Here is a 22,779-nt window from a genome sequence, read left to right on the forward strand (position 1 = left end):
TATCCAGGCCGGGCGTTTTGCCTCTTAAGCCAATCCCGCCAGACCTCCCGACCATCCTTACCGCTGACGCCCTGCTGAGCGTCCGGGCAGGTTTTTATTTGCTCATGTCCGCTTAAGGTTCATGGTATATTTTAATGAACGAGACCTCTGCTATAACTCAATTTACCCGCATAACAACAGTTGGACCATGAGTAGAATTGAACTTGATGCCTGCGCCGAATGTGATTTATTGCTCAACCCGGCCCGGCCTGCTGTCGGCGACAAGGCGCGCTGCCCCCGCTGCGGCTATCTGCTCCAGCGTCCGCGCAAGCAAAGCGTTGCCCGCACGTTTGCCTTGTCCCTCACCGGCTTGATACTGATCCTGCCGGCCAATTTGTTGCCGCTGGTCGGCATCAAAGTGTTGGGCAATACCCGCGACGGTACATTATGGTCCGGCGTGTTGACGTTATACCGGGAAGACATGTGGGCGATCGCCATACTGGTGTTTTTATCCAGCATTCTGGTCCCTCTGATCAATATTGTTTTATCCGTGCTGGTCAGCGGCCATCTTTATTTTCGGCGGCCCAACCGGTATTTACCCTACTGGATGCGCTGGTTGCAACACCTTGAAGAATGGGCCATGCTCGAGGTTTATATGCTGGGCATTATCGTCGCCTGCGTTAAGCTGGCATCGATGGCTGATCTCCGGTTCGGCTTCGGTTTGTATGCCTTTATTGCCTTATTGATCGTAAACGCCCTGCTGGCCAGTTGTCTGGATCCTTACCTGTTCTGGCGCCGCATCGAGCAATTGCAGCATAACCATCGCCATGAAAACTGAAATGAACGCGCTGGCACAAGGGTTTGTCCGCTGTCATGATTGCGGCTGTTTAACAAAAATCCCGGCGGCAAACCGTCCCCGGCATTGCCGGCTTTGCGGCAGCCCGCTGCATGCGCGACAGGCGAACAGCCTGCAGCGCACACTGGCCCTACTCATTAGCGCATTCCTGCTTTACATTCCGGCCAACCTTTACCCTATCATGACGGTCACGCAATTAACCGCCGGCGAACCGCATACGATCATCGGCGGCATTATTGAACTGATTAAAGGCGACATGCTGCCGATCGCGATACTGGTCCTGGTTGCCAGTATTCTGGTGCCGCTGCTGAAACTGCTGGGCATCGCCTTATTACTGCTGTGCGTGCATTACCGCTGGCAGGTCGACGCCCACAAATGGACGGTCATGTACCGCATTATCGCCTTTGTCGGCCGCTGGTCCATGCTCGATATTTTCATGATTTCCATCCTTGTTTCCCTGGTCGATCTGGGCGGCATTGCCCGCGTTATTGCCGGGCCCGCGGCCACAGCCTTCGCCGCCGTCGTGGTTCTCACAATGTTTGCGGCCAAAAGTTTCGATCCACGCCTTATCTGGGACAACCAACGCTAAGTATGAACAATTTCAACGACTCTTACGACGCCGCAGACGTAGCGCTCCATCAAAAATCCGAATTGCCGCTGGTCTGGTTCTTGCCCATCATTGCGCTGCTGGTCAGCGGTTGGCTGATCTATAAAGCCAGCATGGAAAAAGGTCCGGTCATCACCATCACCTTCCCGACGGCGGAAGGACTGGAAGTCGATAAAACCAAGATCCGCTACCTGGATGTCGAGGTCGGCAAAGTGACGGCCATTTCCATTAACGACGACAACAAGACCATTCGCGTGACAGCCCGGATGAACAGTACGGCCGCCGGTTACCTGAAGGAAAACACCAGTTTCTGGGTCGTGCGCCCGCAAGTCGGCCTGGGCGGCGTTTCGGGTCTCGGCACCTTGCTATCGGGCCCCTATATCGGCATAAAGCCCGGCGATGGCCGCAAGCAGGAGCATTTTACCGGCCTCATTGCGCCGCCGCCGTTGAAAACCGATGTCGAAGGCACGCAATTCATATTGGAAACCAGCAACCTGGGTTCGATGCGCCCCGGCACGCCAATTAATTTCCACGGCATTATCGTCGGTGAAGTGCTCAGCCATGAGTTGTCCGCCGAGGCCAATGCCATACATTTGACGATCTTCATTAACGCCCCTTACGACCAGTTTGTCAGGAAAAACACCCGCTTCTGGATAGACAGCGGCGTCGATTTATCGGCCGGCGTCAATGGCTTTAAAGTCAGAACCGGGCCGCTGATCTCGCTGTTAAGCGGCGGCATCGCTTTTCGGGCATCGGCTCATGATACAGCCGCCGACATCCAGCCTGAAAACACGCTTTTTCAGTTATACGATACCTATGAGCAATCGACCCAGACGGTCTACGCCCATACCTTGAAATATGTCATGTATTTCCAGGGCTCACTACGCGGCCTGACCGAAGGTGCACCGGTGCATTTGCGCGGCATCCCGATCGGCAAGGTCACCAGCATCCGCCTGGAATTGGACAAAAAAACAGCGGAAATTCGTGTGCCGGTCATCGTGGAACTGGAGCCGGATCGCATAAAGAAAGTGAACAACCAGGCCGGCGTCAGCGATAAATCGATGCTCGAAAGGCTGATCGATAAAGGCTTGCGTGCGCAATTACAAACGGGCAGCCTGCTGACCGGGCAGCTGCTGGTCGACCTGGATTTTTATCCGGACACTGAAGTTATCCTGAGCGCCAACACGACGCCTTACCCCCAGTTTCCGACCACGGCCAGTTCCCTGGACCAGTTTACCCATGCGGCCAATATCATCATGGACAAGGTTGCCAAACTGCCATTGGACAAACTGAGCCAGGACATCGACGCCACGCTGGTATCATTGCAGGGCACGTCCAACGCGGCGACCGACATGCTCCATTCAGCGAAAGGCACGCTGGGGCATGCCGACAATACGATCAGTTCGGCCCAGCAAGTGTTAAACACCTTTGAGCCCGGCTCCACGACCCACTACGAACTGGAACAACTGCTCCGGGAGCTGACCCAAACGGCGAAATCGGTCAAACAACTGTCCGATTATCTCGAACAGCATCCGGATTCATTGATTCGCGGTAAAGAAGAGGAATAAACACGCATGCAATTTTCAAAATGGATAATCGTTGCCAGTCTGCTGCTGTCGGGCTGCGCGTCGACGCCGCCGACGCAGTTTTATGTGTTGGAACCGTTAGACGAGTCCGCGCCAGCGACAACAGGCGCAGTCAAAAAACAGCTGATCGGCGTTGGCCCCCTCTCCATCCCGGCCCTGATAGACCGCCAGAAAATAGTGACCCGCACCCCGGCCAACACCATAGAAATCGCCGCGTTTCACCAATGGGCCGCGCCGTTAAAAGACGACATGACCCGGGTATTAACGCATAATCTTTCCCTGCTGCTGCCGGCCGATATCGTTCGCTCCTATCCCTGGGGCGCATTCGGCTCGGTCGACTATCGCGTGATTATCGATGTAGTCCGGTTCGATACGCGGCCCGGTCAATCCGCCAACCTGGAAGCCGGTTGGGCCATCATGAATGAACAAAACCACCAAATCCTGACCCATGGCCGCTCCAAAATCGAACAGCCGCTCGCTGACACCTCGCATGCCGGCACGGTCAAGGCATTGAGCGCGCTGCTCGCCGAATTCAGCCGCGAACTCTCCCTGGCGCTGGCCGAGTTAAACTAAGGAACGGGAATGAAATAAGACCCGCGATTGAGGCAGGATTTCTGTTCCTGTTCAACGACTGCATGGATGCAGGAGGTAGAGCACCAACAGTAGGCGCTTTAGGCGACGCATGGAGCAGTTGCCGAGGCGCGCAAACAGGCGCATAGCAAGCTATGTAACTGTTTGCGCAAAGCTTCCGCTCCTGCTCACGCTCCTTACCTACATCCCTGTAGGCAACGCCGAAGAGGGACAGAAAGACAAGTCAATTGCGGGCGTTATAAAATTCACGTTCCTAATCAACCATCAGCCGCCGGCCTGTCCTGAACGACGGCCTGATGCAACGGAAGCGGTTTGCCGACTTGCCTTACGGGTATCGGATGCATTCTTTTCTTATACCGGGACAGGATACGTTTGACATAATTTTGGGTTTCTTCATAAGGCGGCACGCCATGGTAGCGTTCGACCGCGCCTTCGCCCGCGTTATAGGCGGCCAATACCAGCTCTACATTGCCGGAGAAATGGTGGATCAGCCAGTTAAGATAGGCCGTGCCGCCTTTGATATTCTGAACCGGATTCCAGGCATCCCTGACGCCGAAGCGTTCAGCCGTCGCCGGGATCAGTTGCATCAGTCCCTGAGCGTTTTTATTGGATAAAGCCCTGGGATTGAAGGCTGATTCAGCCTGGATGACAGCCAGTACCAACTTGGGATCGATGCCGTATGCCGGTGCTATTTTATTAACCCAGGACTCGACAATTTTGCGCTTGGCATGGCTGGCATACGGCCGGCGCGCCACCCTCGACTCCGGGTCACAGGCCGAGTCGTAAACGGGCTTGACATGTTTATGGTGTTTTACCATGCGCTGGGAATAAGCATCCCCTTTGTCGGCGGATTGGCGGAACCAATACATTGAAAGCGACAGGTCGCGCGGCACGCCGCGCCCGTAAAAATACATGAAGCCGAGATGATAGGACGCGATCGCATCGCCCCTGTAGGCGGCCCGGCAGTAATACTTGAAAGCTTTTCTGTAATCTTTTTTAACGCCGCGGCCATGCTCGTAGGCTACAGCCATTTTTCGGATACTTGCCGCCTTATGGTCAACCTTGGCTGCTTGCGCCCAAAAAGAACAAAGGGTTAGCAGTACGACGATCATTACTGTGTTCCAACTCATGCCACTCTCCACTCTGTGTTGCACGAGATTGATTTAGAGCATGTTGCGTGCCAGAACTGTAATTGCCTTATTTTCTATAATGTTGAGGCTGAACCCTGCCGACCGCTTATCGGTAAGTGTAAAATTTACCGACACTTAAGCTCATATATCGCCTGACAAAGATTATTTAGTTCTTTGATTATATATACTTTTAGCTACAAGACCTGATTTGGCAACCCGATCTCACGTTGCGCCTCATGCACGGGCAACCACCCCGCTTACAACCCTTATTTACTTGATTATTAACAGCTTTTACCAAGCACATCAGGTGTAAAATTATTTGACCCACTTCTGCCTAAGCTGCTCTCTGTGCAAAGCCAGCCACTGAATGGCAACAATGGGAATGGCGGATTCAATCAATCGGTCCTCCAGCATCTGATAGACCTCGTCAAAATGCACGGCGCGCACCATAATATCCTCGTGCTCATGATCCAGGCCATGAATACCGCCGACATGGGTACTGTCGACCTTGCCGCAAAACAGGGTGATCCATTCGGAAGAACCGCCCGGCGTGGTATAGAATTCATTAATGACCATCAATTCCTGAATTTCACAACCGGCTTCTTCCATCGACTCGCGGTAAGCGACTTCCTCGGCCGTCTCGCCCTCCTCCATGGCGCCGGCGACAATTTCCAGCATCCAGGCTTTCTCGGGGCGCATAAGGCTGCCTACCCGGAACTGCTCGATCAAGACGACTTTATCGGCATCAGGGTCGTATAACAAAACCGCGACGCAATTGCCGCGCATGAACAGCTCGCGCTCTATCTCGGCGCTCCAGCCGCCGGCGAACAAGGTATGTTTCAAGCGGTATTTTTCCAGCCGGAAGAATCCCTGGTAACCAACTTCCCTGTCAATAATCTCAAATTGTTTTTTCATTCCGTTTACCTGATACGGGTTATTTTTTATAGTTCACTCGATAGATGACGCCCAGCTCATCATCGCTGATCAAGACACTGCCATCCGGCATTTCCAGTACATCCACGGGGCGCCCGAGCACCTTGTCTTCTTTGGTCAGCCAACCGCTGACAAACGGTGCTTCCGAGACCGGCTTGCCCTCCCTGAATTTTATCAGCACCACGCGATAGCCATGCGGCTTGCTGCGATTCCAGGAACCGTGCTGGGCGACGAACAACTGGTTTTTAAAGTCGGCCGGAAACAGATCGCCCTGATAAAAACGCATGCCCAGAGCCGCCATATGCGCTTTGATTTTCCAGACCGGCGCCGTGAATTCCCGGCATTTTCTGTCGCCGGCAAACTCGGGATCCGGTATATCGCCGCCATGGCAATACGGATAGCCGAAATGTTCGCCTTTAACAGACCATTGGTTGATTTCGTCGGGCGGCCTGTCATCGCCCATGTAGTCGCGGCCGTTTTCTGAAAAATACAAGGTTTTCGAAACCGGCTCCCAGTCAAAACCGACGGTATTCCGGATGCCGCGGCCGATAATCTCAAAGTCGCTGCCATCTGGATTCAGCCGCACCAGCGAGGCGTAGATCTCTTTTTCAGGGTTACAGATATTACAAGGCGCGCCGACCGCTGTATAGAGTTTGTTGTCAGGTCCAAAGCGCAGGTATTTCCAGCCGTGATGCTGATCCGAGGGCAATTTATCGTAGACCGTGACCGGCTTGGGGGGATTATTCAGGCGCTTGTTGATGTCATCGAAACGAATGATGCGATTGACTTCCGCCACATAAAGCGCGCCATCCTTATAGGCCACGCCATTGGGCATATATAAATCCCTGGCGATGACATGCCGTTTGTCGGCGACACCGTCGCCATTGGTATCCTGCACGGCATAAACAGCGCCCTGGCGCATCGTACCGACAAAGACCGTGCCGTTATCGCCTAATGCCAGCGACCGGGCATTGGGGACATTGTCGGCAAAAACAGAAATATGAAATCCGGCCGGCAACTGCAATTGCTCGATGACATCCTGATGCCGGCCCGGTTGTGAAAAAGCCGGAACGGCACTGAACAGCAGCAGGCCGGACACTATTATTTTGTTAAAAAACATGACGATGCCCTCCATAAATAAATTTTTATATTATCACCGCGGAACGCTATTGAATTAATTTGATTCATACCCATATCCTTGGAAAATTTCCCATACTTACAGGTCATAAATTATGATGCGTATTCTTCTTTTCCTTGCTACCAACGTGGCGATACTGGTTGTCATCAGTATCGTGTTCAATGTCCTGGGTTTAAGCGGCATGCTGGATGCTCAGGGCGTGGATCTTAACCTGAACGCCTTGTTGATCATTTCGGCAGTCATCGGCATGACAGGTTCAATAATTTCACTGATCATCTCCAAATGGTCCGCTAAAAATGCGATGGGCGTGCACGTAATCGAATCTCCGCAGAACCGGACCGAGCAATGGCTGGTCGATACCGTTGCCAAATTGGCGCAACAAGCCGGCATCGGCATGCCGGAAGTCGGTATTTTCCAGACCCCGGAACCGAATGCCTTTGCTACGGGCATGAACAAAAACAGTGCCCTGGTCGCTGTCAGCACCGGCCTGCTGCAAAACATGAATGCCGATGAGGTGGAAGCGGTCGTCGGCCACGAAATCAGCCATGTCGCCAATGGCGATATGGTGACGATGGCGTTGATGCAGGGCGTGGTAAACACCTTCGTTTACTTTTTCGCCACCGTGATCGGCCATGTGGTCGACCGCACGGTGTTCAAAACCGAAGAGGGGTACGGACCGGCTTATTTCATCGTGCAGATGGTTGCGCAAATTGCCCTGGGCTTTCTGGCCACGATGCTGGTCATGTGGTTCTCTCGCTACAGGGAATTCAGAGCCGACGCCGGCGGCGCCAACCTGGCCGGGCGCCAAAAAATGATCGGCGCGCTGCGCGCCCTGCAGCGCGGACAAGCCGAAGACCTGCCCGGCCAGTTTGCGGCTTTCGGCATCAACGGCGGCGGCGTGCGAAAACTGTTCATGAGCCATCCTCCGCTGGAAGAGCGCATTGCCGCCCTGCAAAGCCAACATTAATCCATCCACAAGCCGGGCAGTCCGCTGCCCGGCTTTGCTGAGCCCATGCCTCAACACCAGTTCATCCGCTTTTCCCTCAGCCTTTCCCGCGAGCAATGCCTTAAGGTTTATCAAGGTCTTGCCAAAAACATTTCCGTGCTTGCCGACGACGGCAGAAGAATCGCTTTTCCCGCCGGCAATATTCAGCCGTTTCTGACCCGCCAGGGCATCAACGGCTATTTTGAAATGGAACTGACCGCCGAAAACAAATTCGTCCGTCTGCACCGATTGCGATGAGCGCCGAAGACAAAGCTGTTTTGGGATTTCCGCGTACCTTACCGGCCTTTTCGCTACGGCATGGTTTTGCATAGCTGATCCACTTTCTTCAGCAGCGTCGGTATCCTGTACGGGCCGTGCATGGATCTAATGTGCTGTTTGGCGTCTGTAAGCGGCATGCCGGCACTGGTGACATAGAGCGGCTTTTTACTCGCCCCTCTGTAGAGTTCGCATTCCCTGGCTATGCCTCTAAATGGCTTTTTAGCGACGCCCAACACGCTGATTTTTTCCTGCAAGGCGTCATACAGATATTTGCCCAGGCCCGGTCTTGATTTACCGTCCAGATAAACAAAGCCATCGATGATAATGGCATCGGGCACGATTTGGTGCTCTTCAATGAGTTTCAGTATGCAAGGCAGCTCCCTGCGATAAAACTGCCCGGGCCTGTACGCCTTAATGTTTCCGAGCTGGCTTCTGAACACGTTTTGTTCACTGGCATCCTGCCAGTTTTCAAAAGCAATGCCGGCAATGAACGCATGGGCGTCCCGATAGTCAACATCGACAGCCAATAGCATCAGTCGGCTTTTACGGCATCAAACTCGATGTTTTCAGCGCCGTTCAAAACCAGAAAATGCTTGCCTTTGGCTCTGGAGATCAGGGTAACGCCCGATTGCCGGGCCATTTCCAAACCCATCTGCGTGGCGCCGGAACGCGACAATAAAACCGGCACGCCCATTTGCGAAACCTTGATCACCATTTCCGAGGTCAGGCGCCCGGTGGTATAAAAAATCTTGTTTTCGCCGGAAATCCCGTTCAGCCACATATAGCCGGCGATGGCATCGACGGCATTATGCCGACCGACGTCTTCGACAAAAAAATCGATATGGCTGCCGCTGCACAGGGCGCAGCCGTGGACGGCGCCGGCCTTCTTGTAAATCTCGTTGTACTGCCTTAGGCTATCGAGCATGCCGTAGAGGGTCGATTGCCTGATTGAGCTTTCCGGCACTCTGATCCGTTTTAATTTTTCCATCAGACGGCCGAATACGGTACCCTGCCCGCACCCGGTTGTGACGGTACGTTGCGCCATCTGCTCGGAAAAATCGCTGTGTCTGTGGTCAGTGACCACGGCTACCGCCTCAGTCTCCCAATCCACCTGCACTACCTTGATTTCCCGGATGTCTTCGAAAAAACCCTGGTTTTTCAGGTAGCCCAATGTCAGCAACTCGGGATGCGTGCCAATGGTCATCAGCGTGACGATTTCCTGTTTGTCGACATAAATCGTCAGCGCCCGCTCGCCGACCAGTTCAATCTCTCTCGACTCGCCGTGTTCATCGATGGCAACCGCCGGCCTGGAAAAACTCAGGCCCGCGTCGGTCATTGACGGCTGATAGGATTCAGTCATTATCGTCGGCCTCCAGCGCGGTCAATTCATTCATGGTATTGATGTTCATAAAGATCTCGGGCGTATCGCTGAAGTCCGCTTTCACCATATTCTGCCGCTCCAGCCACAGATCGATTTTACGCTGGCCGCTGGCCAGGTAGGCTTCAAGGCTGTTTTTCAGCGTGCTCTTGATAGCCAGAAAAACCGGATGCAGGCGCTCGCCATCAAAGGCGACGGCCACGTCGGCATTTTGTTCGGCGCGCGTTGACAGCAGTTTTTCTAAATGTTCAGTCGTAACCAGCGGCGAATCGCACGGCATGACAACCAGTACGTCGGCATTGGCATAAATCATAGCCGTCAACACCCCCGCCAGAGGTCCGTCGAAACTGTCGGTTTGATCGGCAACGACGGGCAGGCCAAACTGGCGGTACTGCTCCATGTTACGATTAGCATTGATGATCAGCTGATCAACCATGGGCGACAGCGCGGCAATGGCATAGCTGATCATCGGCCGGCCTTTGAAGTTCACCAATCCTTTGTCCTGGTTATTCATGCGCCGGGCCAGACCACCGGCGAGAATAACGCCTGTTACTTTTGTTTGACTGTTCATAATGCTAAGCTTGTTTAATCTTGAATGATGTGACCTGTAGATGATCCGACAATTCGTTGCCTTCAGTTGCCTGTTATTGATTACCGGATGCGCACCGCAACCGCCGGGCGAGTTTATCCCGTATTACCAGGTGGAAACAAGCAAACCCTATGATGAGGTCCTGGCTGAACTGGAAGTCGCGATCGCCGAGAACAATTTCAGAATAACCGGGCACAGCCGCATCGGCAAAGTCATACGCGATCGGGGCACCAAGGATTTTCCCGATTACGACACCATCCAGTTCTGCAATTTAACGCACGCGAAGACCCTGTTGTTAATGTCCCCGCATTCAGTCAGGCACATGCCCTGCAATGTGGTCATGTATACTTTCCGGGACAAAACCATCGTATCAACGCATTTATTGCCTACTGGCACGGAGAACCCGGAACTGAACCAATTCTCGACTGAAATGAACACGTTATTAAAACAAATTGTTGATTTTGCCGTTGAGCAATAAGCCAATAGAACATTATGACAAAGACGGTCAACAAGCAAGCCAGCTACCAGGATATCATCGACCTGCCGGAAAACATGGTCGGTGAAATCATTCACGGCCGTCTGGAAATGCGCCCAAAATCCGCGACCCGATACGCTTTGGCTTCTTCATCACTGAGTGCTGAACTGGTTTCGTCCTTTCAACAAGGCCAGGACGGGGCTGGCGGCTGGTGGATTATTGACGAACCCGTATGCCACCTGGATTCGCATGTACTTGTCCCGGACCTGGTCGGCTGGCGCCGTCAGCGGATGCCGGCACTGCCAAAAACGGCATGTTTTAAAACACCTCCTGACTGGATTTGCGAAATACTGTCGCCGACGACCACACGCATTGACAGAATTGTTAAAATGCCGATCTATGCGGAACTGGGCATCAATCATCTATGGCTGATCGACCCGGTTCTGCGAACACTGGAAGCGTATGAACTGCATGATGGGCACTGGCTGTTGACGGGCGCGCACGCCGACAACGAATCAATCGCCATCGCTCCTTTCGCCGAGCATACTTTTTCACTTACTGACTTATGGGAATAAGATTACCTCAATGAAACGTAACTATATAAACTCAATTTTAACCATTGCCTTACTCGCCGCCATAACCGCCTGCACCACGGCACAGGAAAAAGCCGACGAGCCGGCTGCGGCCGAACAGGCGCCTAGGGTCAATGATTTTCCCACGCGGGATCGCGTCGAGTATGTTCTGAACTGCGTAGCCAAGCACGGCGGCCTGAATTACATCACCCAATACGCCTGCGGCTGTAAAATCGATAAAATTGCCGAGAAACTGACATTCGAGGAATACGAAGCCGCGCAAACCGTTACATACCTGCAAAAAATGCCCGGCGAGAGCGGCGGCGCTTTCCGCGATCCGGCCCGAGGCAAGGATCTGCGCCAACGGCTTAAGGAAGCCGAGAAATACGCTGAAAAAAGCTGTTTCGTCAAATAGCGGGGTCAAGCGGCGATGACTGGCCGCACTGCAGTTAACTTGACATAACACCACGAAGAGCACGGAGTCCATGAAGTTTCTTTACATGAGTTTCTTCGTGAACTCCGTGTCCTTCGTGGTTAATCAACAATCCACCAATAGCTCAAAATCAGGGATTGAGCGTATAGGTTTCACTAAAACTGTTACCGGCCGTGCAGGCGTCGCGACTGGTCGGGCTTTCACATGAGGTGTCGGCAACCTCGGCCTTCAACACACCGGCTTTGTCCGGCACAAAATAAAACCGGAAATTAGGGTCGGCGCTGATCGCGATATCGGTTTTGGCGGTCAGGATCGGCTTGTCATTGAAAGAAATCCGCATTTCCTTGATGAAATGGGACTTTTTCACAAACCGCGTGACCTGGTCCATTTGCATGCCGGTAATATTCGGGTGGCTGATCAATAACTGCGCCTGGGTCGGTTCGCCGATTTTAGCGCCGTCATCGAGCCTGAATTTCATTTTGCCTAAACGCTGCATGGCCGCGTCGAGATCGGCGCCTATCGGTGCCGAGCAGCCGCCGCTGGCTTTGACGAACTTCTTGGTCATGATCAGTCGGCCGTCATTCATTTCGGCGATCGCACGGATGTTGCTGTAGGTATTGACGCGGATCCGCATTGCCAGATCGGCCTTGCCGCTTTCCGGCGTGAATTCAAACTCGCCGACAAACGGAAACGGGTTTTTATCAACCAGCACCAGAATTTTTTTGATGTAGCTGTCCCGGGTCTGAGGCACCTTGCTGACGATCTTTATGGGCACCAGAGCCGGATCCTCGGCCCGGTACGGCGCATCGATTTCGATGACATCACTGGATTCCTCAATCGATTTGCCGGCAAAATACTGATCTTTCAACTTGTTGGTCCAGTCGGCGTCATCGTTGGCGGCCAAAGCCAGAGCCGGCGCCAGCAACAGAACCAAAATCCAGGATTTAATTGTTTCTATCTTCATGTTATTAAAGCTCCAATCGTTAAAGAAATCGCCGGCAACTGCTCAGCCCTGCCGGCGACATAAATTCAATTTTCCCATTCCAGCTCGGCAAAGGCGGTCGTGACGTTCTTACGGTGAAACTCGTCAAACAACCGCCATTGTCCCCTGGCCGAATAACCGACGGTTTCCACGGCTTCTTCCATGTATTTGCCTTGCTTGATCATGTCCCTGATTTCCGTCAGCAGCATTTCCAGATAGGCTTTTTCAGGCTGCATGCTTTTCGGCCAATCCGTGACTATCGGCCCGTGGCCCGGTATCACGGTTTTATAAGCATGGCTTTCCAATGTTTTGAGCTCGGCCAGCCAGCCTTTCAGACTGCCGTCTATCACGGGCAAGTGCTCGATAAACAATAAATCGGATATCCACAGCGTATCGGTCCGCTCGTCATAAACGGTCAGGTCATTATCGGTGTGGGCCGCGCGATGGGCGGTCAACTTCAGTGTACGCCCGCCCAGATCGAGGTCCAGATGATCCTTAACGGCTATATCCGGCGGAATAATATCGTCGGCGGTTAGTTTGACATCGAGCTGGTCGGCCGCCTTGTCGATATAATAAAGGCCTCGTGTCGCCATGGCCCTGGCCAGTTTCTGGTGGCCGACGAACTGAACCCCGGGCGCTTTGAAAGCCGTATTGCCGTAGATATGATCCGGGTGGACGTGCGTATTGATGACATAGCAAACCGGCTTGGATGTCGTATGTTCGATCGCCAGTTTCAGGGATTTGCCCTGCCGCGGATTGCCCCCCGTATCAATAACCGCCACACAGCGCTCGCCGACGATAAACCCGATATTGGCGATAGCGCCATGATTTTTTGTATCGGGCAATTCATGCACGCCCAAATGCACGTACACGCCCGGTGCGACTTCCGTCACCGACAGTACCGGCGCGGCCGACATGGAACCGCTAGCCAGCGACAGAATTAAAGCAAACAGCAACCTCATCACTTACCTCGAATAAAAAACCTGAAACTAACTCAGCCAAGGCATAATTCCAGAAATGCCTTGGCCACCCGGGACTGAAGAACCTGCTTGGGCGCGATAATATTCAAATGCCAGATCAAGCCATCCGGCGGATTGATGCGCCGTGCCACCAGGCCTTTAGCCTCATTGCGCAACGCCTGAAAAGAAGAAAAGCCGATACCCAGACCAGCCCTGACCGACTCTTTAATGCCCGAAACCCCGGTCACTTCGATGCTGACAGGCGCGACGATACCGGCCGCCGCCAAGGCCTGTTCGATGACATCCCTGGCACCCGAACCGGGCTCGCGCCAGATCACCGGATACTCGGTAAAAACGTCCAGAGGCACACTCTCGGGATAGGTCTGCGCCAGGCAATGATCTTCCGGCAGCACCAACACGATTTCATCATTCTGCCAGGGAATGACGACATAATTGCCCGGCAACTCACCCTCGTCAACCGGCCCTTCGATAAACCCCAGATCCAGATCACCCAGATTGCGAATGATTTCCGCGCTATCCCAGGTTTTCATGAAAACCTGAACACCCGGATACAGCGTCTGCAATTGCACAACGTGCCGAGGCAGATAAAAACTCGCGATCGTGGTCGTGGAACCCAAGCGCAGAAAACCGGTGTTGATCTGTTGCAAACAGCGCACATAATCGATTGCCTGATTGTAATCGGTGTCCATCTTCTGGGCATATTCCAATAAGCCCTTGCCTGCGGGCGTCAATTCGATATGATGACCTTTACGCTCGTATAACGCCTCTCCGACCGCGCCTTGCAGCAACTTTAACTGCCCCGAGACAGCAGGCTGCCCCAGATGCAGATGTTGCGCGGCCAGCGTGATGCTTCTGAAACGGGCAACGACGGCGAAAGTAAGTAAATGATTGGGATTCAACGCAATTTCCTGATAATTTTGCTCAAGTATTTTATAATGACGCGCATTCAAGGGAGGATACGAACATTAGTATTTGATAATATCACCGTTTTTGATGTTTACCCTAATAAATGATGACTTGATAGAAATATTACAGCTACGTTAAAGTGCGTAATATTTTTTGCCGTGTGCCCGAGGCATGATTGCAAACCTATTCCTTGAGCCGAACTAAATCAAATAAATTTGGCTCTAAGCTCTAATTTACCGGATAACCTGGAGGAAATACGTGTGGCAGTTATAAAGATATCGCCAGAACAAATCACCACTAAAAAACGCAAAGGCCCGAAAGGCCATGCAGTGGATCTGGCATCCTTGGAAGAGGTAAGAAACCTCCTGGGCGATGAATCCCGCCAAAGAGACTTATTGATCGAACATTTGCATAAAATTCAGGATCATTATCACCACATTCCCTCTAAACATCTCGTCGCACTTGCCCATGAGATGAATCTTTCTACTGCCGAGGTTTACGAAGTAGCTTCTTTCTACCATCATTTCGATGTCGTTAAAGAAGGCCAGACCCCGCCTCCATCATTGACCGTCCGCGTTTGCGAATCCCTGGCCTGCGACATGGCCGGCGCTCATGATTTGCTGCATGCCCTGGAAAGTGGCCTGGGAGATAAAGTCCGGGTCCAGAAAGTCCCCTGCGTCGGCCGTTGCCAGCACGCTCCTGTCGCCGTAGTCGGCCAGAATCCGATAGATCAGGCAACCGCGCCTGCCGTCTTCGAAGCGGTTGAAAATAACGCTGTCAAAGCTAAAGTCACCGATTACATCAGCCTGGAACGCTACACAGCCGAAGGCGGCTATCAAACGCTGAAAGGCGTCCTCGAAGGCGAGATCAGCGCCGAAAGCATTATCGAAAAAATGGAAAGCTCCGGCCTGCGCGGTCTGGGCGGCGCGGGTTTTCCGGCCGGCAGGAAATGGCGCATCGTCAAGGGTTTTAAAGGCCCGCGCCTGATGGCCGTCAACATCGACGAAGGCGAACCGGGCACATTCAAGGACCGCCACTACCTGGAAAAAGACCCGCACCGTTTCCTCGAAGGCATGGTTATCGCGGCCCTGACCGTCGGCTGTGATGAAATCTACGTCTATCTGCGCGACGAGTATGCCGGCTGCCGAGAAATTCTGACCCAGGAAATCGCCAACCTGCAACACAATCCGCCTTCCAAAGCGCAAAAACTGCCGCCTATCCATCTGCGCCGCGGCGCCGGCGCTTATATCTGCGGCGAGGAATCGGCCATGGTCGAATCCATCGAAGGCAAGCGCGGCATGCCGCGGTTAAGGCCGCCGTTCCTGGCCGAAGTCGGCTTGTTCGGTCGCCCTACGCTGGAACACAACATGGAAACCTGCTACTGGGTCAGAGACATTGTCGAGAAAGGTCCTGAATGGTTCTCCTCGTTCGGTCGCCATGAACGCAAAGGCCTGCGCTCGTTTTCCGTCTCGGGCCGCGTCAACAAACCAGGCGTGCACCTGGCCCCGGCCGGCATCACCGTACGCGAACTGATCGACGAATATTGCGGCGGCATGCAGGAAGGCCACGAATTTTACGGCTACTTCCCGGGCGGCGCATCGGGCGGCATTCTGCCCGCATCGATGGGCGACATTCCGCTGGATTTCGATACGCTCAACCAATACGGCTGCTTCATCGGTTCGGCCGCGGTCGTGATCTTCTCCAACCAGGACAGTGCCCGCGAACTGGCCTTGAACGCCATGAAATTCTTCGAAGAGGAATCATGCGGACAATGCACCCCTTGCCGGGTCGGCACCTCCAAAGCGGCAACATTAATGCAGGAAAAGAACTGGGATGCCAGTTTACTGGAAGAATTGTCATCGGTCATGGTGGACGCCTCCATCTGTGGCCTGGGCCAGGCGGCTCCTAATCCGCTGCGCTGCGTGATGAAATATTTTCCTGATGAATTGAAATAAATACTGCTTAAGTTTAGAGAGTCACTCATGGCTGCAAATCCCGAATATATCAACAAACCCACGGTTAATTTCACGCTGGACGGCGAATCCGTGTCAGCATTTCAAGACGAAACCATCCTGCAGGTAGCCAAACGGCACGGCAAGGAAATCCCGCATCTGTGCTACAAGGAAGGCTATCGTCCTGACGGCAACTGCCGTGCCTGCGTGGTGGAAGTCGCCGGCGAGAGAACGCTTGCGCCTTCATGCTGCCGCATGCCGACAGAAGACATGCAAGTTCAGTCGAAAAGCGAGCGCGCCGTCAGATCGCAGAAAATGGTGCTGGAACTGTTGAAGTCCGACATGCCTGACCAGGGCAATTCCCCGTATAAACTGGATTCCGAGTTGGATATCTGGGCGGAAAAAATGCAAGTCGGCGCGCCGCGCTTCCCCGGCCGCGCCCAGCCTGCAGCCGACCTGTCGCATCCGGCCATGGCCGTCAATCTGGACGCCTGCATTCAGTGCACCCGCTGCGTGCGCGCCTGCCGCGAAGAGCAGATGAATGACGTCATCGGTTACGCCAACCGCGGCGCCCGCTCCGAAATCGTCTTCGATATCGCCGATCCCATGGGCGCCAGCAGCTGCGTGGCCTGCGGAGAATGCGTGCAGGCCTGCCCTACCGGCGCCCTGATGCCGGCCAACAATGTCGGTCTCGAGGTCGCCGATAAAACCGTCGACTCAACCTGCCCTTACTGCGGCGTCGGCTGTCTGATCCGATACCATGTCAAGGACAACAAGATCCTGTATACGGAGGGTCGCGACGGTTACACCAACCATTTCCGCCTCTGCGTTAAAGGCCGCTTCGGTTTTAACTACACCGACAACCCGCTGCGTCTCACCAAGCCCTTGATCCGTCGTGAAGGCGTGGCCAAAACCACTGACTTGCTCGATCCCAGCGAGATCGACCGCGTGTTCAGGGAAGCTACCTGGGAAGAAGCGCTGGATTTTGCCGCTAACGGCCTGAAAAAGATCCGCGATGAGAAAGGCAAAAAAGCCCTGGCCGGTTTGGGGTCGGCCAAAGGCAGCAACGAGGAAGCGTATCTGTTCCAGAAACTGGTGCGTACCGGTTTCGGCTCCAACAACGTCGACCACTGCACGCGCCTGTGTCATGCCTCATCGGTTGTCGCGCTGCTGGAATGTCTGGGTTCCGGCGCCGTATCGAACCCGGTTTCCGATGTCAGCAAGGCCGAAGTCATCATCATTATCGGTTCCAACCCGACCGTTAATCATCCGGTCGGCGCGACATTCATGAAGAACGCCGCGGCACGGGGCACCAAAATCATCCTGATGGACCCGAACCGCACATCGATTGCCAAATACGCCTCTCATGTGCTGCAGTTCCGCCCCGATACCGACGTGGCGCTGCTTAACGGCATCATGCACGTCATACTCGAAGAAAACCTGCAGAACGACGAGTATATCGCCAAGTACACGGAAGGCTTCGATCAAATGCGCGCGCATTTGAAAGACTACAGCCCGGAACACGTGGCGCCTATCTGCGGCATAGACGCCGACACGATCCGCGAAGTGGCAAGACTGTATGCAACGTCAAAAGGCTCGATGATCCTCTGGGGCATGGGCGTATCCCAGCATATTCACGGCACCGACAACGCACGCTGTCTGATCTCGCTGGCCTTGATGACCGGCCAGGTGGGAAGACCCGGCACCGGTCTGCATCCGCTACGCGGCCAGAACAATGTTCAGGGCGCGTCGGATGTCGGTCTGATCCCGATGGTTTATCCTGATTACCAACCTGTCGAAGATCCTGCCAATCGGGCCAAATTTGAAACACTGTGGGACACTGAACTGGACCCTGATCGCGGTTTGACGACTGTGGAAATGATCCATGCGATTCTGCACAAGGACGTCTTCGGCATGTTCATCGAAGGCGAGAACCCGGCCATGTCCGACCCCAACCAGAACCATGCGCGCGAAGCGTTCGCCTCCCTGGAGCATCTGGTGGTGCAGGATATCTTCCTGACCGAAACGGCCGGTTTTGCGGATGTGATTCTGCCGGCATCGGCGTTCTATGAAAAAACCGGTACGTTCTCGAATACCGACCGGCGCGTGCAGATGGGTCGCCAGGCCGTCAATCCGCCCGGTGATGCCAGACAGGATCTGTGGATCATCCAGGAAATCGCCAACCGTTTGGGTTGCAACTGGAACTACACTGGCCCTGAAGATGTGTTCAATGAAATGCGCCAGGCCATGACCAGCATCGCCGGCATGACCTGGGAAAGACTGAACAACGAAGATTCGCTGACTTATCCGCTGGAACATGTAGGCGATCCGGGCCAGCCGGTTATTTTCACGGACGGTTTCCCGACTCAGTCAGGAAGAGGCAAATTCGTGCCGGCCAAATACATACACGCCGATGAACTGCCCGATAATGAATATCCTCTGATCTTCATTACCGGCCGTCAGCTTGAACACTGGCATACCGGCAGCATGACGCGTCATTCGCCTACACTGGATGCGATCGAACCGGATCCGGTTGTTTCCGTCAATCCTGAAGACCTCAGCAAACTGGGCGTCGAACCCGGCGGACTGATTACGATCGAGTCGCGTCGCGGCAAGATTACGGCTTATGCGCGTGCTGACATGGGCATCCAGAAAGGCAGCATATTCATGGCTTTCTGCTATAACGAAGCCAGCGCCAACCTGATTACCAATGAGGCTCTCGATCCGGCGGCGAAAATCCCGGAATTCAAGTTCTGTGCCGTTAATGCCACGCCGGGCGGAACTCTCGGCACAAGAATTAACTAAGCTTCGTATTTCGTTTAGCGCTGACAGAGTTTAAAATTTCGTCAGCGCTTTCTTGTTTCAAAACCCCAACTTAAAGCTCTTCAAAATAATGCGAAAATGATGAGTCAAATCTGATGCCGCCGGTAAAAATTAAAGTCTTGATAGCATGCATTAGCCATCGGCATATCAAGATTTTGATTTTATCCGCATTCATTCTGATCGGACTCAATGGTTGCGCCTCATTATTTGTCGCAATGGGTAAGCAGAATCAGGAAAATTACTGGCAATACGACTTAATACAGAATACCAGTGCCTTTCTAAGCCAAGACGATTTATTGACCGTCTGCTTTACCGGCTTTAACACAGCGACCCGGGAGCATAAGCCTATCTCATTTGACCTATCGGTCAGGCCCAACGAATCACATGATATTACCGGTAAAAATTTTAAACATCTGGTAGGCGATGAAACTTACGGTGAATATATAAGAATACCGAGTACTCTCATTCATTCCGACTGCAGCAATACATCAAGGAAATCGACTGTTCCGGTTATTACTTTCAATTTCTCATACTGCACGTCAATTCCTGATCACACAGATCATCTGAACTTACCCATCGACGCCTGTCCTGAACTACAGCAGAATTTCCTGGCTCTGCATCTTAAAGACAAATCGATACTGCATGCGCTATATCAAATCAAAAGATCCAGCCCGGAGATAAACAGCGCAACAGTGATCGAAGACGACATCGATATGATGGCTTTCGTTTCCGTATCAGGCGTGGAAAACAAACCAAACAAGCTACTGTTTTTCCCGGAATCCCGGAAGGCGCGTGTCAGACCAAGCATCAATCATGAGGAACCGCTCGCGCTTGTTTTTGATATTGCAACCTTGCCTTTACAAATGCTGATGCTGGGAATAATTACCTGGATGAATGACTAAATATGGCTAAGCCTGTGCTTTTGACAGCATTGGATTTCCAGACTGCAGCAGAATGCGTTCAATGGCTTTGGATGTCCATCAGCTTGAAATATTCACTCTCGGAAACAATATCCCGATTATCCTCAACGCTGTCCAGATACACCCTGCCCTCCAGATGATCGTATTCGTGCTGAAAAATCCGGGCGACAAAGCCGTCCAGCCGTAACTCCAGCCATTCACCCCGCTGATCGGTATAACGGATAAGGATCTCCCGATACCTCGGCACCCGCGCCCGTATGCCCGGAATGCTCAAGCAGCCTTCCCAATCCTTCTCCTTATGATCCGACAAGGGTTCAAACTCAGGGTTGATCATGACCGTCGGCGCCATTTGCGGCGCATGGGGATAACGCGGCGTGGGCCTTGATGCCACAATCATGATCCGTCTTGACTCGCTGATCTGGGGCGCGGCGATGCCGACACCCTGCGTGCCGGCCAGGGTGGCCTGCATATCCGCTATGATTTGCCGAATCTCGGCGACGTGCACATCCGCAACCGCTTCAGCCTTTTGTCTTAGCACCTCGGCACCTAACTGGGCAATCTCGCGCATAGTCATTCCTCTAGGTCAACAGTTCATTCAGCAGTATCGCCTGGGCTTGTACCGGCTCTTCATTCTCGACTTTGGTATAGCGCTGGTAGCTGCCGTCAGGCTGCAGTATCCAGGCCTGCGTGTTATCCCGCAGATACAATTCCAGGTCATGCAAAATCCGGTTGTGCAGCCTTTTATTTTCAACAGGGAAACAGGTTTCAACGCGGCGGAACATGTTGCGATTCATCAAATCGGCGCTGGAGGCATAAACTTCCCAGTTACCGTCATTCTCGAATGCATATACGCGCCCATGCTCCAGAAAACGCCCGATAATGGACCGTACCTCGATGTTTTCGGAGACGCCGGGGATTCCGGGCCTTAAACAACAGACGCCCCTGACGATCAATTTAACGACAACCCCGGCCTGAGACGCGCGGTAAAGAGCCTGAATCGATTGTTCCTCAACAATGGCGTTCACTTTGATGATGATTTTTGCCGGCTTGCCGTTTTGGGCATGGCGTATTTCGCGTTCGATCTTGCTGATCAGTCCGCTATGCAAGGTAAACGGCGATTGCAGCAATTTATTCAGCTTGGTCACTTTACCCAGACTGGTCAGCTGGGCAAATACGCGCCGGACATCCTCGCCTAATTCCTTATCGCTGGAAAACAGGCCGTAATCGGTATAAATCCGCGCCGTTTTAGGATGATAATTGCCGGTCCCCAAGTGCACGTAATTGCACAGTTGAGAGCCTTCTCTTCTCAGCACCAGACACATCTTGGCATGCGTTTTATAGCCAACCACGCCATAAACCACATGCACGGCCGCTTCCTGCAGCTTGGACGCCAGATTGATGTTGGCTTTTTCATCGAAGCGCGCCCGCAGTTCGATAACGACCGTCACTTCCTTGCCGGCCCTGGCCGCCTTGACCAGGGCGCTGACGATGGGTGAATCCGCGCCGGTGCGGTACAGCGTCTGTTTGATCGCCAGCACGTCCGGATCGACAGCCGCCTGGCGCAGAAACTCGACGACCGGCGAGAACGATTCGAAGGGATGGTGCAGCAGAATGTCGTGGCGCTTGATCGCGGCGAATATGTCCTTGTTGCGGGCCAGTTGCGGCGGCACACCGGGTTTGAAGGGCGCGAACTTGAGATCGGGCCGTTCAACCAGATCAATAATTTCCTGCAGCCGGTTCAGATTGACCGGCCCATCCACCAGGTACAGGCGGTCGCGGGTCATATCGAAGCGGCCCAACAGAAAATTCACGGTTTCCTCAGGACACTTGGCATCGATTTCCAGCCGCACTTCATCGCCGTAATTGCGCATGGCCAGTTCGCCTTCCACGGCCAGCAGCAAATCATCTATGGCGTCGTCGTCAACGAAAAAGTCGCTGTTGCGCGTCACGCGGAACTGGTAACAGCCCTTCACCGTCATGCCGGTGAACAATTCGTTGACAAAGGCATGGATGATCGACGATAAAAACACAAAATCGGCCGGACCGCTGCCGGTTTCCTCGGCAGGCAATTTAACGATGCGCGGCAAGGATCGCGGCGCCTGCAGAATCGCCCTGCCGCTGTTGCGGCCGAACGCATCCTTGCCGGTCAGGGAAATAATAAAATTCAAGCTCTTGTTGAGTATGCGGGGGAACGGATGGGCGGAATCGAGGCCCACCGGCGTTAAAATCGGCATCAATTCATCATTGAAATAATTTTCCAGCCATTTGTGCTGCGCTTCCGTCCACTTGCTGCGGCGGATGAAATGAATATTCTGCTCGCAGAGCTGCGGAATCAGAATGTCGTTCAGAACGCTATACTGCTCGTCGACCAGTTGATGGGCATTGACCGCAATCTGCTCCAGCTGTTCATGGGGCGTCAAGCCATCCGATCCGATCGCCTTGGGATCCATGGTCGCCATTTGCAACACACTGGCCACCCGGACCTCGAAAAACTCATCCAGATTGGAACAGGAGATGCACAGATAATTGAGCCGTTCCAGCAACGGCACATTTTCATCTTTCGCCTGTGCCAAAACCCGTTTATTAAACTCCAGCAAACTCAATTCGCGATTGATATACAGCTCAGGTTTTTGAAGATCTATTATTTCGTCTGTTTCGTTTATGTCCATTTTGTACCCATACCTA

Annotated in this window: 23 protein-coding genes; 12 read left to right on the plus strand and 11 right to left on the minus strand. The window is 53.4% G+C overall.

What is annotated here, in order from left to right; genetic code table 11:
* Positions 1 to 187 precede the first annotated feature (187 nt).
* The 4 genes from EK22_RS07635 to EK22_RS07650 are packed head-to-tail and all read left to right on the plus strand — an operon-like array spanning position 188 to position 3,601.
* Positions 188 to 817 carry a paraquat-inducible protein A gene (locus EK22_RS07635; protein ID WP_036249589.1) on the plus strand — a complete coding sequence of 210 codons (630 nt, stop codon included), beginning with the start codon at positions 188 to 190 and terminating at the stop codon, positions 815 to 817.
* Position 818: 1 nt separating this feature from the next.
* Positions 819 to 1,424, plus strand: a complete 606-nt coding sequence (locus tag EK22_RS07640) for a paraquat-inducible protein A (protein ID WP_027147521.1) — start codon at positions 819 to 821, stop codon at positions 1,422 to 1,424.
* A 2-nt stretch (positions 1,425 to 1,426) separates the two neighbouring features.
* Positions 1,427 to 3,010, plus strand: a complete 1,584-nt coding sequence (locus EK22_RS07645; protein WP_020161131.1) for a PqiB family protein — start codon at positions 1,427 to 1,429, stop codon at positions 3,008 to 3,010.
* A 6-nt stretch (positions 3,011 to 3,016) separates the two neighbouring features.
* Positions 3,017 to 3,601, plus strand: coding sequence for a PqiC family protein (locus tag EK22_RS07650; RefSeq protein WP_020161132.1), 585 nt, complete (start codon positions 3,017 to 3,019; stop codon positions 3,599 to 3,601).
* A 275-nt stretch (positions 3,602 to 3,876) separates the two neighbouring features.
* Here the strand turns inward: EK22_RS07650 and EK22_RS07655 are convergent, their stop codons facing one another.
* The 3 genes from EK22_RS07655 to EK22_RS07665 all read right to left on the minus strand — a co-directional run bounded on the left by EK22_RS07655 (position 3,877) and on the right by EK22_RS07665 (position 6,802).
* Positions 3,877 to 4,749 carry a transglycosylase SLT domain-containing protein gene (locus EK22_RS07655; RefSeq protein WP_036249592.1) on the minus strand — a complete coding sequence of 291 codons (873 nt, stop codon included), beginning with the start codon at positions 4,747 to 4,749 and terminating at the stop codon, positions 3,877 to 3,879.
* Positions 4,750 to 5,064: 315 nt separating this feature from the next.
* Entirely contained in the window at positions 5,065 to 5,664 is a 600-nt protein-coding gene (locus tag EK22_RS07660) for an NUDIX domain-containing protein (RefSeq protein WP_020161134.1), read from the minus strand.
* Positions 5,665 to 5,683: 19 nt separating this feature from the next.
* A complete protein-coding gene (locus EK22_RS07665) occupies positions 5,684 to 6,802 on the minus strand; it encodes a PQQ-dependent sugar dehydrogenase (protein ID WP_235209246.1) in 1,119 nt (372 codons plus the stop codon).
* A 112-nt stretch (positions 6,803 to 6,914) separates the two neighbouring features.
* Between EK22_RS07665 and htpX the strand changes: the two genes are divergently transcribed.
* Together htpX and EK22_RS07675 are read left to right on the plus strand one after the other, a co-directional pair.
* On the plus strand, positions 6,915 to 7,787 hold the full coding sequence (gene htpX, locus EK22_RS07670) for a protease HtpX (protein WP_036249597.1): 873 nt from the start codon (positions 6,915 to 6,917) through the stop codon (positions 7,785 to 7,787).
* Between the two features lie 45 nt (positions 7,788 to 7,832).
* On the plus strand, positions 7,833 to 8,063 hold the full coding sequence (locus EK22_RS07675) for a DUF2835 domain-containing protein (RefSeq protein ID WP_020161137.1): 231 nt from the start codon (positions 7,833 to 7,835) through the stop codon (positions 8,061 to 8,063).
* A 53-nt stretch (positions 8,064 to 8,116) separates the two neighbouring features.
* Here EK22_RS07675 and EK22_RS07680 read toward each other — a convergent pair whose 3' ends face one another.
* Genes EK22_RS07680 through mobA form a run of 3 tightly spaced genes read right to left on the minus strand, consistent with a single transcriptional unit; the run spans position 8,117 to position 10,033 of the window.
* Entirely contained in the window at positions 8,117 to 8,617 is a 501-nt protein-coding gene (locus EK22_RS07680; RefSeq protein ID WP_036249600.1) for an endonuclease V, read from the minus strand.
* On the minus strand, positions 8,617 to 9,444 hold the full coding sequence (locus tag EK22_RS07685; protein WP_020161139.1) for a formate dehydrogenase accessory sulfurtransferase FdhD: 828 nt from the start codon (positions 9,442 to 9,444) through the stop codon (positions 8,617 to 8,619). Before EK22_RS07685 ends, EK22_RS07680 begins: the two co-directional genes overlap by 1 nt.
* Entirely contained in the window at positions 9,437 to 10,033 is a 597-nt protein-coding gene (mobA, locus tag EK22_RS07690) for a molybdenum cofactor guanylyltransferase MobA (protein ID WP_020161140.1), read from the minus strand. The genes EK22_RS07685 and mobA overlap by 8 nt, the downstream gene beginning before the upstream one ends.
* 40 nt (positions 10,034 to 10,073) lie before the next feature.
* Between mobA and EK22_RS07695 the strand changes: the two genes are divergently transcribed.
* Genes EK22_RS07695 through EK22_RS07705 form a run of 3 tightly spaced genes read left to right on the plus strand, consistent with a single transcriptional unit; the run spans position 10,074 to position 11,513 of the window.
* Positions 10,074 to 10,529 (plus strand): DUF302 domain-containing protein, encoded by a 456-nt coding sequence (locus EK22_RS07695; protein WP_036249602.1) that lies wholly within the window; start codon positions 10,074 to 10,076, stop codon positions 10,527 to 10,529.
* A 14-nt stretch (positions 10,530 to 10,543) separates the two neighbouring features.
* A complete protein-coding gene (locus tag EK22_RS07700; protein ID WP_036249605.1) occupies positions 10,544 to 11,101 on the plus strand; it encodes a Uma2 family endonuclease in 558 nt (185 codons plus the stop codon).
* A gap of 10 nt (positions 11,102 to 11,111) precedes the next feature.
* Positions 11,112 to 11,513: a hypothetical protein gene (locus EK22_RS07705; protein WP_020161143.1), complete on the plus strand. Its 402-nt coding sequence runs from the start codon at positions 11,112 to 11,114 to the stop codon at positions 11,511 to 11,513.
* A gap of 148 nt (positions 11,514 to 11,661) precedes the next feature.
* Here EK22_RS07705 and EK22_RS07710 read toward each other — a convergent pair whose 3' ends face one another.
* The 3 genes from EK22_RS07710 to EK22_RS07720 all read right to left on the minus strand — a co-directional run bounded on the left by EK22_RS07710 (position 11,662) and on the right by EK22_RS07720 (position 14,392).
* On the minus strand, positions 11,662 to 12,495 hold the full coding sequence (locus EK22_RS07710; protein WP_020161144.1) for a quinoprotein dehydrogenase-associated SoxYZ-like carrier: 834 nt from the start codon (positions 12,493 to 12,495) through the stop codon (positions 11,662 to 11,664).
* Positions 12,496 to 12,560: 65 nt separating this feature from the next.
* Positions 12,561 to 13,475: a quinoprotein relay system zinc metallohydrolase 2 gene (locus EK22_RS07715; RefSeq protein WP_036249608.1), complete on the minus strand. Its 915-nt coding sequence runs from the start codon at positions 13,473 to 13,475 to the stop codon at positions 12,561 to 12,563.
* A gap of 32 nt (positions 13,476 to 13,507) precedes the next feature.
* The gene (locus EK22_RS07720) at positions 13,508 to 14,392 is read right to left on the minus strand and encodes a LysR family transcriptional regulator (RefSeq protein WP_036249817.1); all 885 of its coding nucleotides are present in this window, start codon (positions 14,390 to 14,392) and stop codon (positions 13,508 to 13,510) included.
* 267 nt (positions 14,393 to 14,659) lie between these two features.
* Here EK22_RS07720 and EK22_RS07725 point away from each other — a divergent pair, with 267 nt between their 5' ends.
* The 3 genes from EK22_RS07725 (at position 14,660) to EK22_RS07735 (ending at position 20,076) form a co-directional block, all read left to right on the plus strand.
* Positions 14,660 to 16,354, plus strand: a complete 1,695-nt coding sequence (locus tag EK22_RS07725; protein WP_020161147.1) for an NAD(P)H-dependent oxidoreductase subunit E — start codon at positions 14,660 to 14,662, stop codon at positions 16,352 to 16,354.
* Between the two features lie 27 nt (positions 16,355 to 16,381).
* A complete protein-coding gene (gene fdhF, locus EK22_RS07730) occupies positions 16,382 to 19,156 on the plus strand; it encodes a formate dehydrogenase subunit alpha (protein ID WP_020161148.1) in 2,775 nt (924 codons plus the stop codon).
* A 113-nt stretch (positions 19,157 to 19,269) separates the two neighbouring features.
* On the plus strand, positions 19,270 to 20,076 hold the full coding sequence (locus EK22_RS07735) for a hypothetical protein (protein WP_036249610.1): 807 nt from the start codon (positions 19,270 to 19,272) through the stop codon (positions 20,074 to 20,076).
* Between the two features lie 58 nt (positions 20,077 to 20,134).
* Here EK22_RS07735 and def read toward each other — a convergent pair whose 3' ends face one another.
* The gene (def, locus tag EK22_RS07740; RefSeq protein WP_020161151.1) at positions 20,135 to 20,662 is read right to left on the minus strand and encodes a peptide deformylase; all 528 of its coding nucleotides are present in this window, start codon (positions 20,660 to 20,662) and stop codon (positions 20,135 to 20,137) included.
* 10 nt (positions 20,663 to 20,672) lie between these two features.
* The gene (ppk1, locus tag EK22_RS07745) at positions 20,673 to 22,763 is read right to left on the minus strand and encodes a polyphosphate kinase 1 (protein WP_020161152.1); all 2,091 of its coding nucleotides are present in this window, start codon (positions 22,761 to 22,763) and stop codon (positions 20,673 to 20,675) included.
* Positions 22,764 to 22,779 lie beyond the last annotated feature (16 nt).

The organism is Methylobacter sp. BBA5.1 (assembly GCF_000746145.1).
Taxonomy (GTDB): Bacteria; Pseudomonadota; Gammaproteobacteria; order Methylococcales; family Methylomonadaceae; genus Methylobacter; species Methylobacter marinus.

What these genes read in the sequence shown, in the direction of transcription:
- EK22_RS07635 (WP_036249589.1), top strand. Translation starts at nt 188, where the DNA reads ATGAGTAGAATTGAACTTGATGCCTGCGCCGAATGTGATTTATTGCTC.
- EK22_RS07640 (WP_027147521.1), top strand. Translation starts at nt 819, where the DNA reads ATGAACGCGCTGGCACAAGGGTTTGTCCGCTGTCATGATTGCGGCTGT.
- EK22_RS07645 (WP_020161131.1), top strand. Translation starts at nt 1,427, where the DNA reads ATGAACAATTTCAACGACTCTTACGACGCCGCAGACGTAGCGCTCCAT.
- EK22_RS07650 (WP_020161132.1), top strand. Translation starts at nt 3,017, where the DNA reads ATGCAATTTTCAAAATGGATAATCGTTGCCAGTCTGCTGCTGTCGGGC.
- EK22_RS07655 (WP_036249592.1), bottom strand. Translation starts at nt 4,749, where the DNA reads ATGAGTTGGAACACAGTAATGATCGTCGTACTGCTAACCCTTTGTTCT.
- EK22_RS07660 (WP_020161134.1), bottom strand. Translation starts at nt 5,664, where the DNA reads ATGAAAAAACAATTTGAGATTATTGACAGGGAAGTTGGTTACCAGGGA.
- EK22_RS07665 (WP_235209246.1), bottom strand. Translation starts at nt 6,802, where the DNA reads ATGTTTTTTAACAAAATAATAGTGTCCGGCCTGCTGCTGTTCAGTGCC.
- htpX (WP_036249597.1), top strand. Translation starts at nt 6,915, where the DNA reads ATGATGCGTATTCTTCTTTTCCTTGCTACCAACGTGGCGATACTGGTT.
- EK22_RS07675 (WP_020161137.1), top strand. Translation starts at nt 7,833, where the DNA reads ATGCCTCAACACCAGTTCATCCGCTTTTCCCTCAGCCTTTCCCGCGAG.
- EK22_RS07680 (WP_036249600.1), bottom strand. Translation starts at nt 8,617, where the DNA reads ATGCTATTGGCTGTCGATGTTGACTATCGGGACGCCCATGCGTTCATT.
- EK22_RS07685 (WP_020161139.1), bottom strand. Translation starts at nt 9,444, where the DNA reads ATGACTGAATCCTATCAGCCGTCAATGACCGACGCGGGCCTGAGTTTT.
- mobA (WP_020161140.1), bottom strand. Translation starts at nt 10,033, where the DNA reads ATGAACAGTCAAACAAAAGTAACAGGCGTTATTCTCGCCGGTGGTCTG.
- EK22_RS07695 (WP_036249602.1), top strand. Translation starts at nt 10,074, where the DNA reads ATGATCCGACAATTCGTTGCCTTCAGTTGCCTGTTATTGATTACCGGA.
- EK22_RS07700 (WP_036249605.1), top strand. Translation starts at nt 10,544, where the DNA reads ATGACAAAGACGGTCAACAAGCAAGCCAGCTACCAGGATATCATCGAC.
- EK22_RS07705 (WP_020161143.1), top strand. Translation starts at nt 11,112, where the DNA reads ATGAAACGTAACTATATAAACTCAATTTTAACCATTGCCTTACTCGCC.
- EK22_RS07710 (WP_020161144.1), bottom strand. Translation starts at nt 12,495, where the DNA reads ATGAAGATAGAAACAATTAAATCCTGGATTTTGGTTCTGTTGCTGGCG.
- EK22_RS07715 (WP_036249608.1), bottom strand. Translation starts at nt 13,475, where the DNA reads ATGAGGTTGCTGTTTGCTTTAATTCTGTCGCTGGCTAGCGGTTCCATG.
- fdhF (WP_020161148.1), top strand. Translation starts at nt 16,382, where the DNA reads ATGGCTGCAAATCCCGAATATATCAACAAACCCACGGTTAATTTCACG.
- EK22_RS07735 (WP_036249610.1), top strand. Translation starts at nt 19,270, where the DNA reads ATGCCGCCGGTAAAAATTAAAGTCTTGATAGCATGCATTAGCCATCGG.
- def (WP_020161151.1), bottom strand. Translation starts at nt 20,662, where the DNA reads ATGCGCGAGATTGCCCAGTTAGGTGCCGAGGTGCTAAGACAAAAGGCT.
- ppk1 (WP_020161152.1), bottom strand. Translation starts at nt 22,763, where the DNA reads ATGGACATAAACGAAACAGACGAAATAATAGATCTTCAAAAACCTGAG.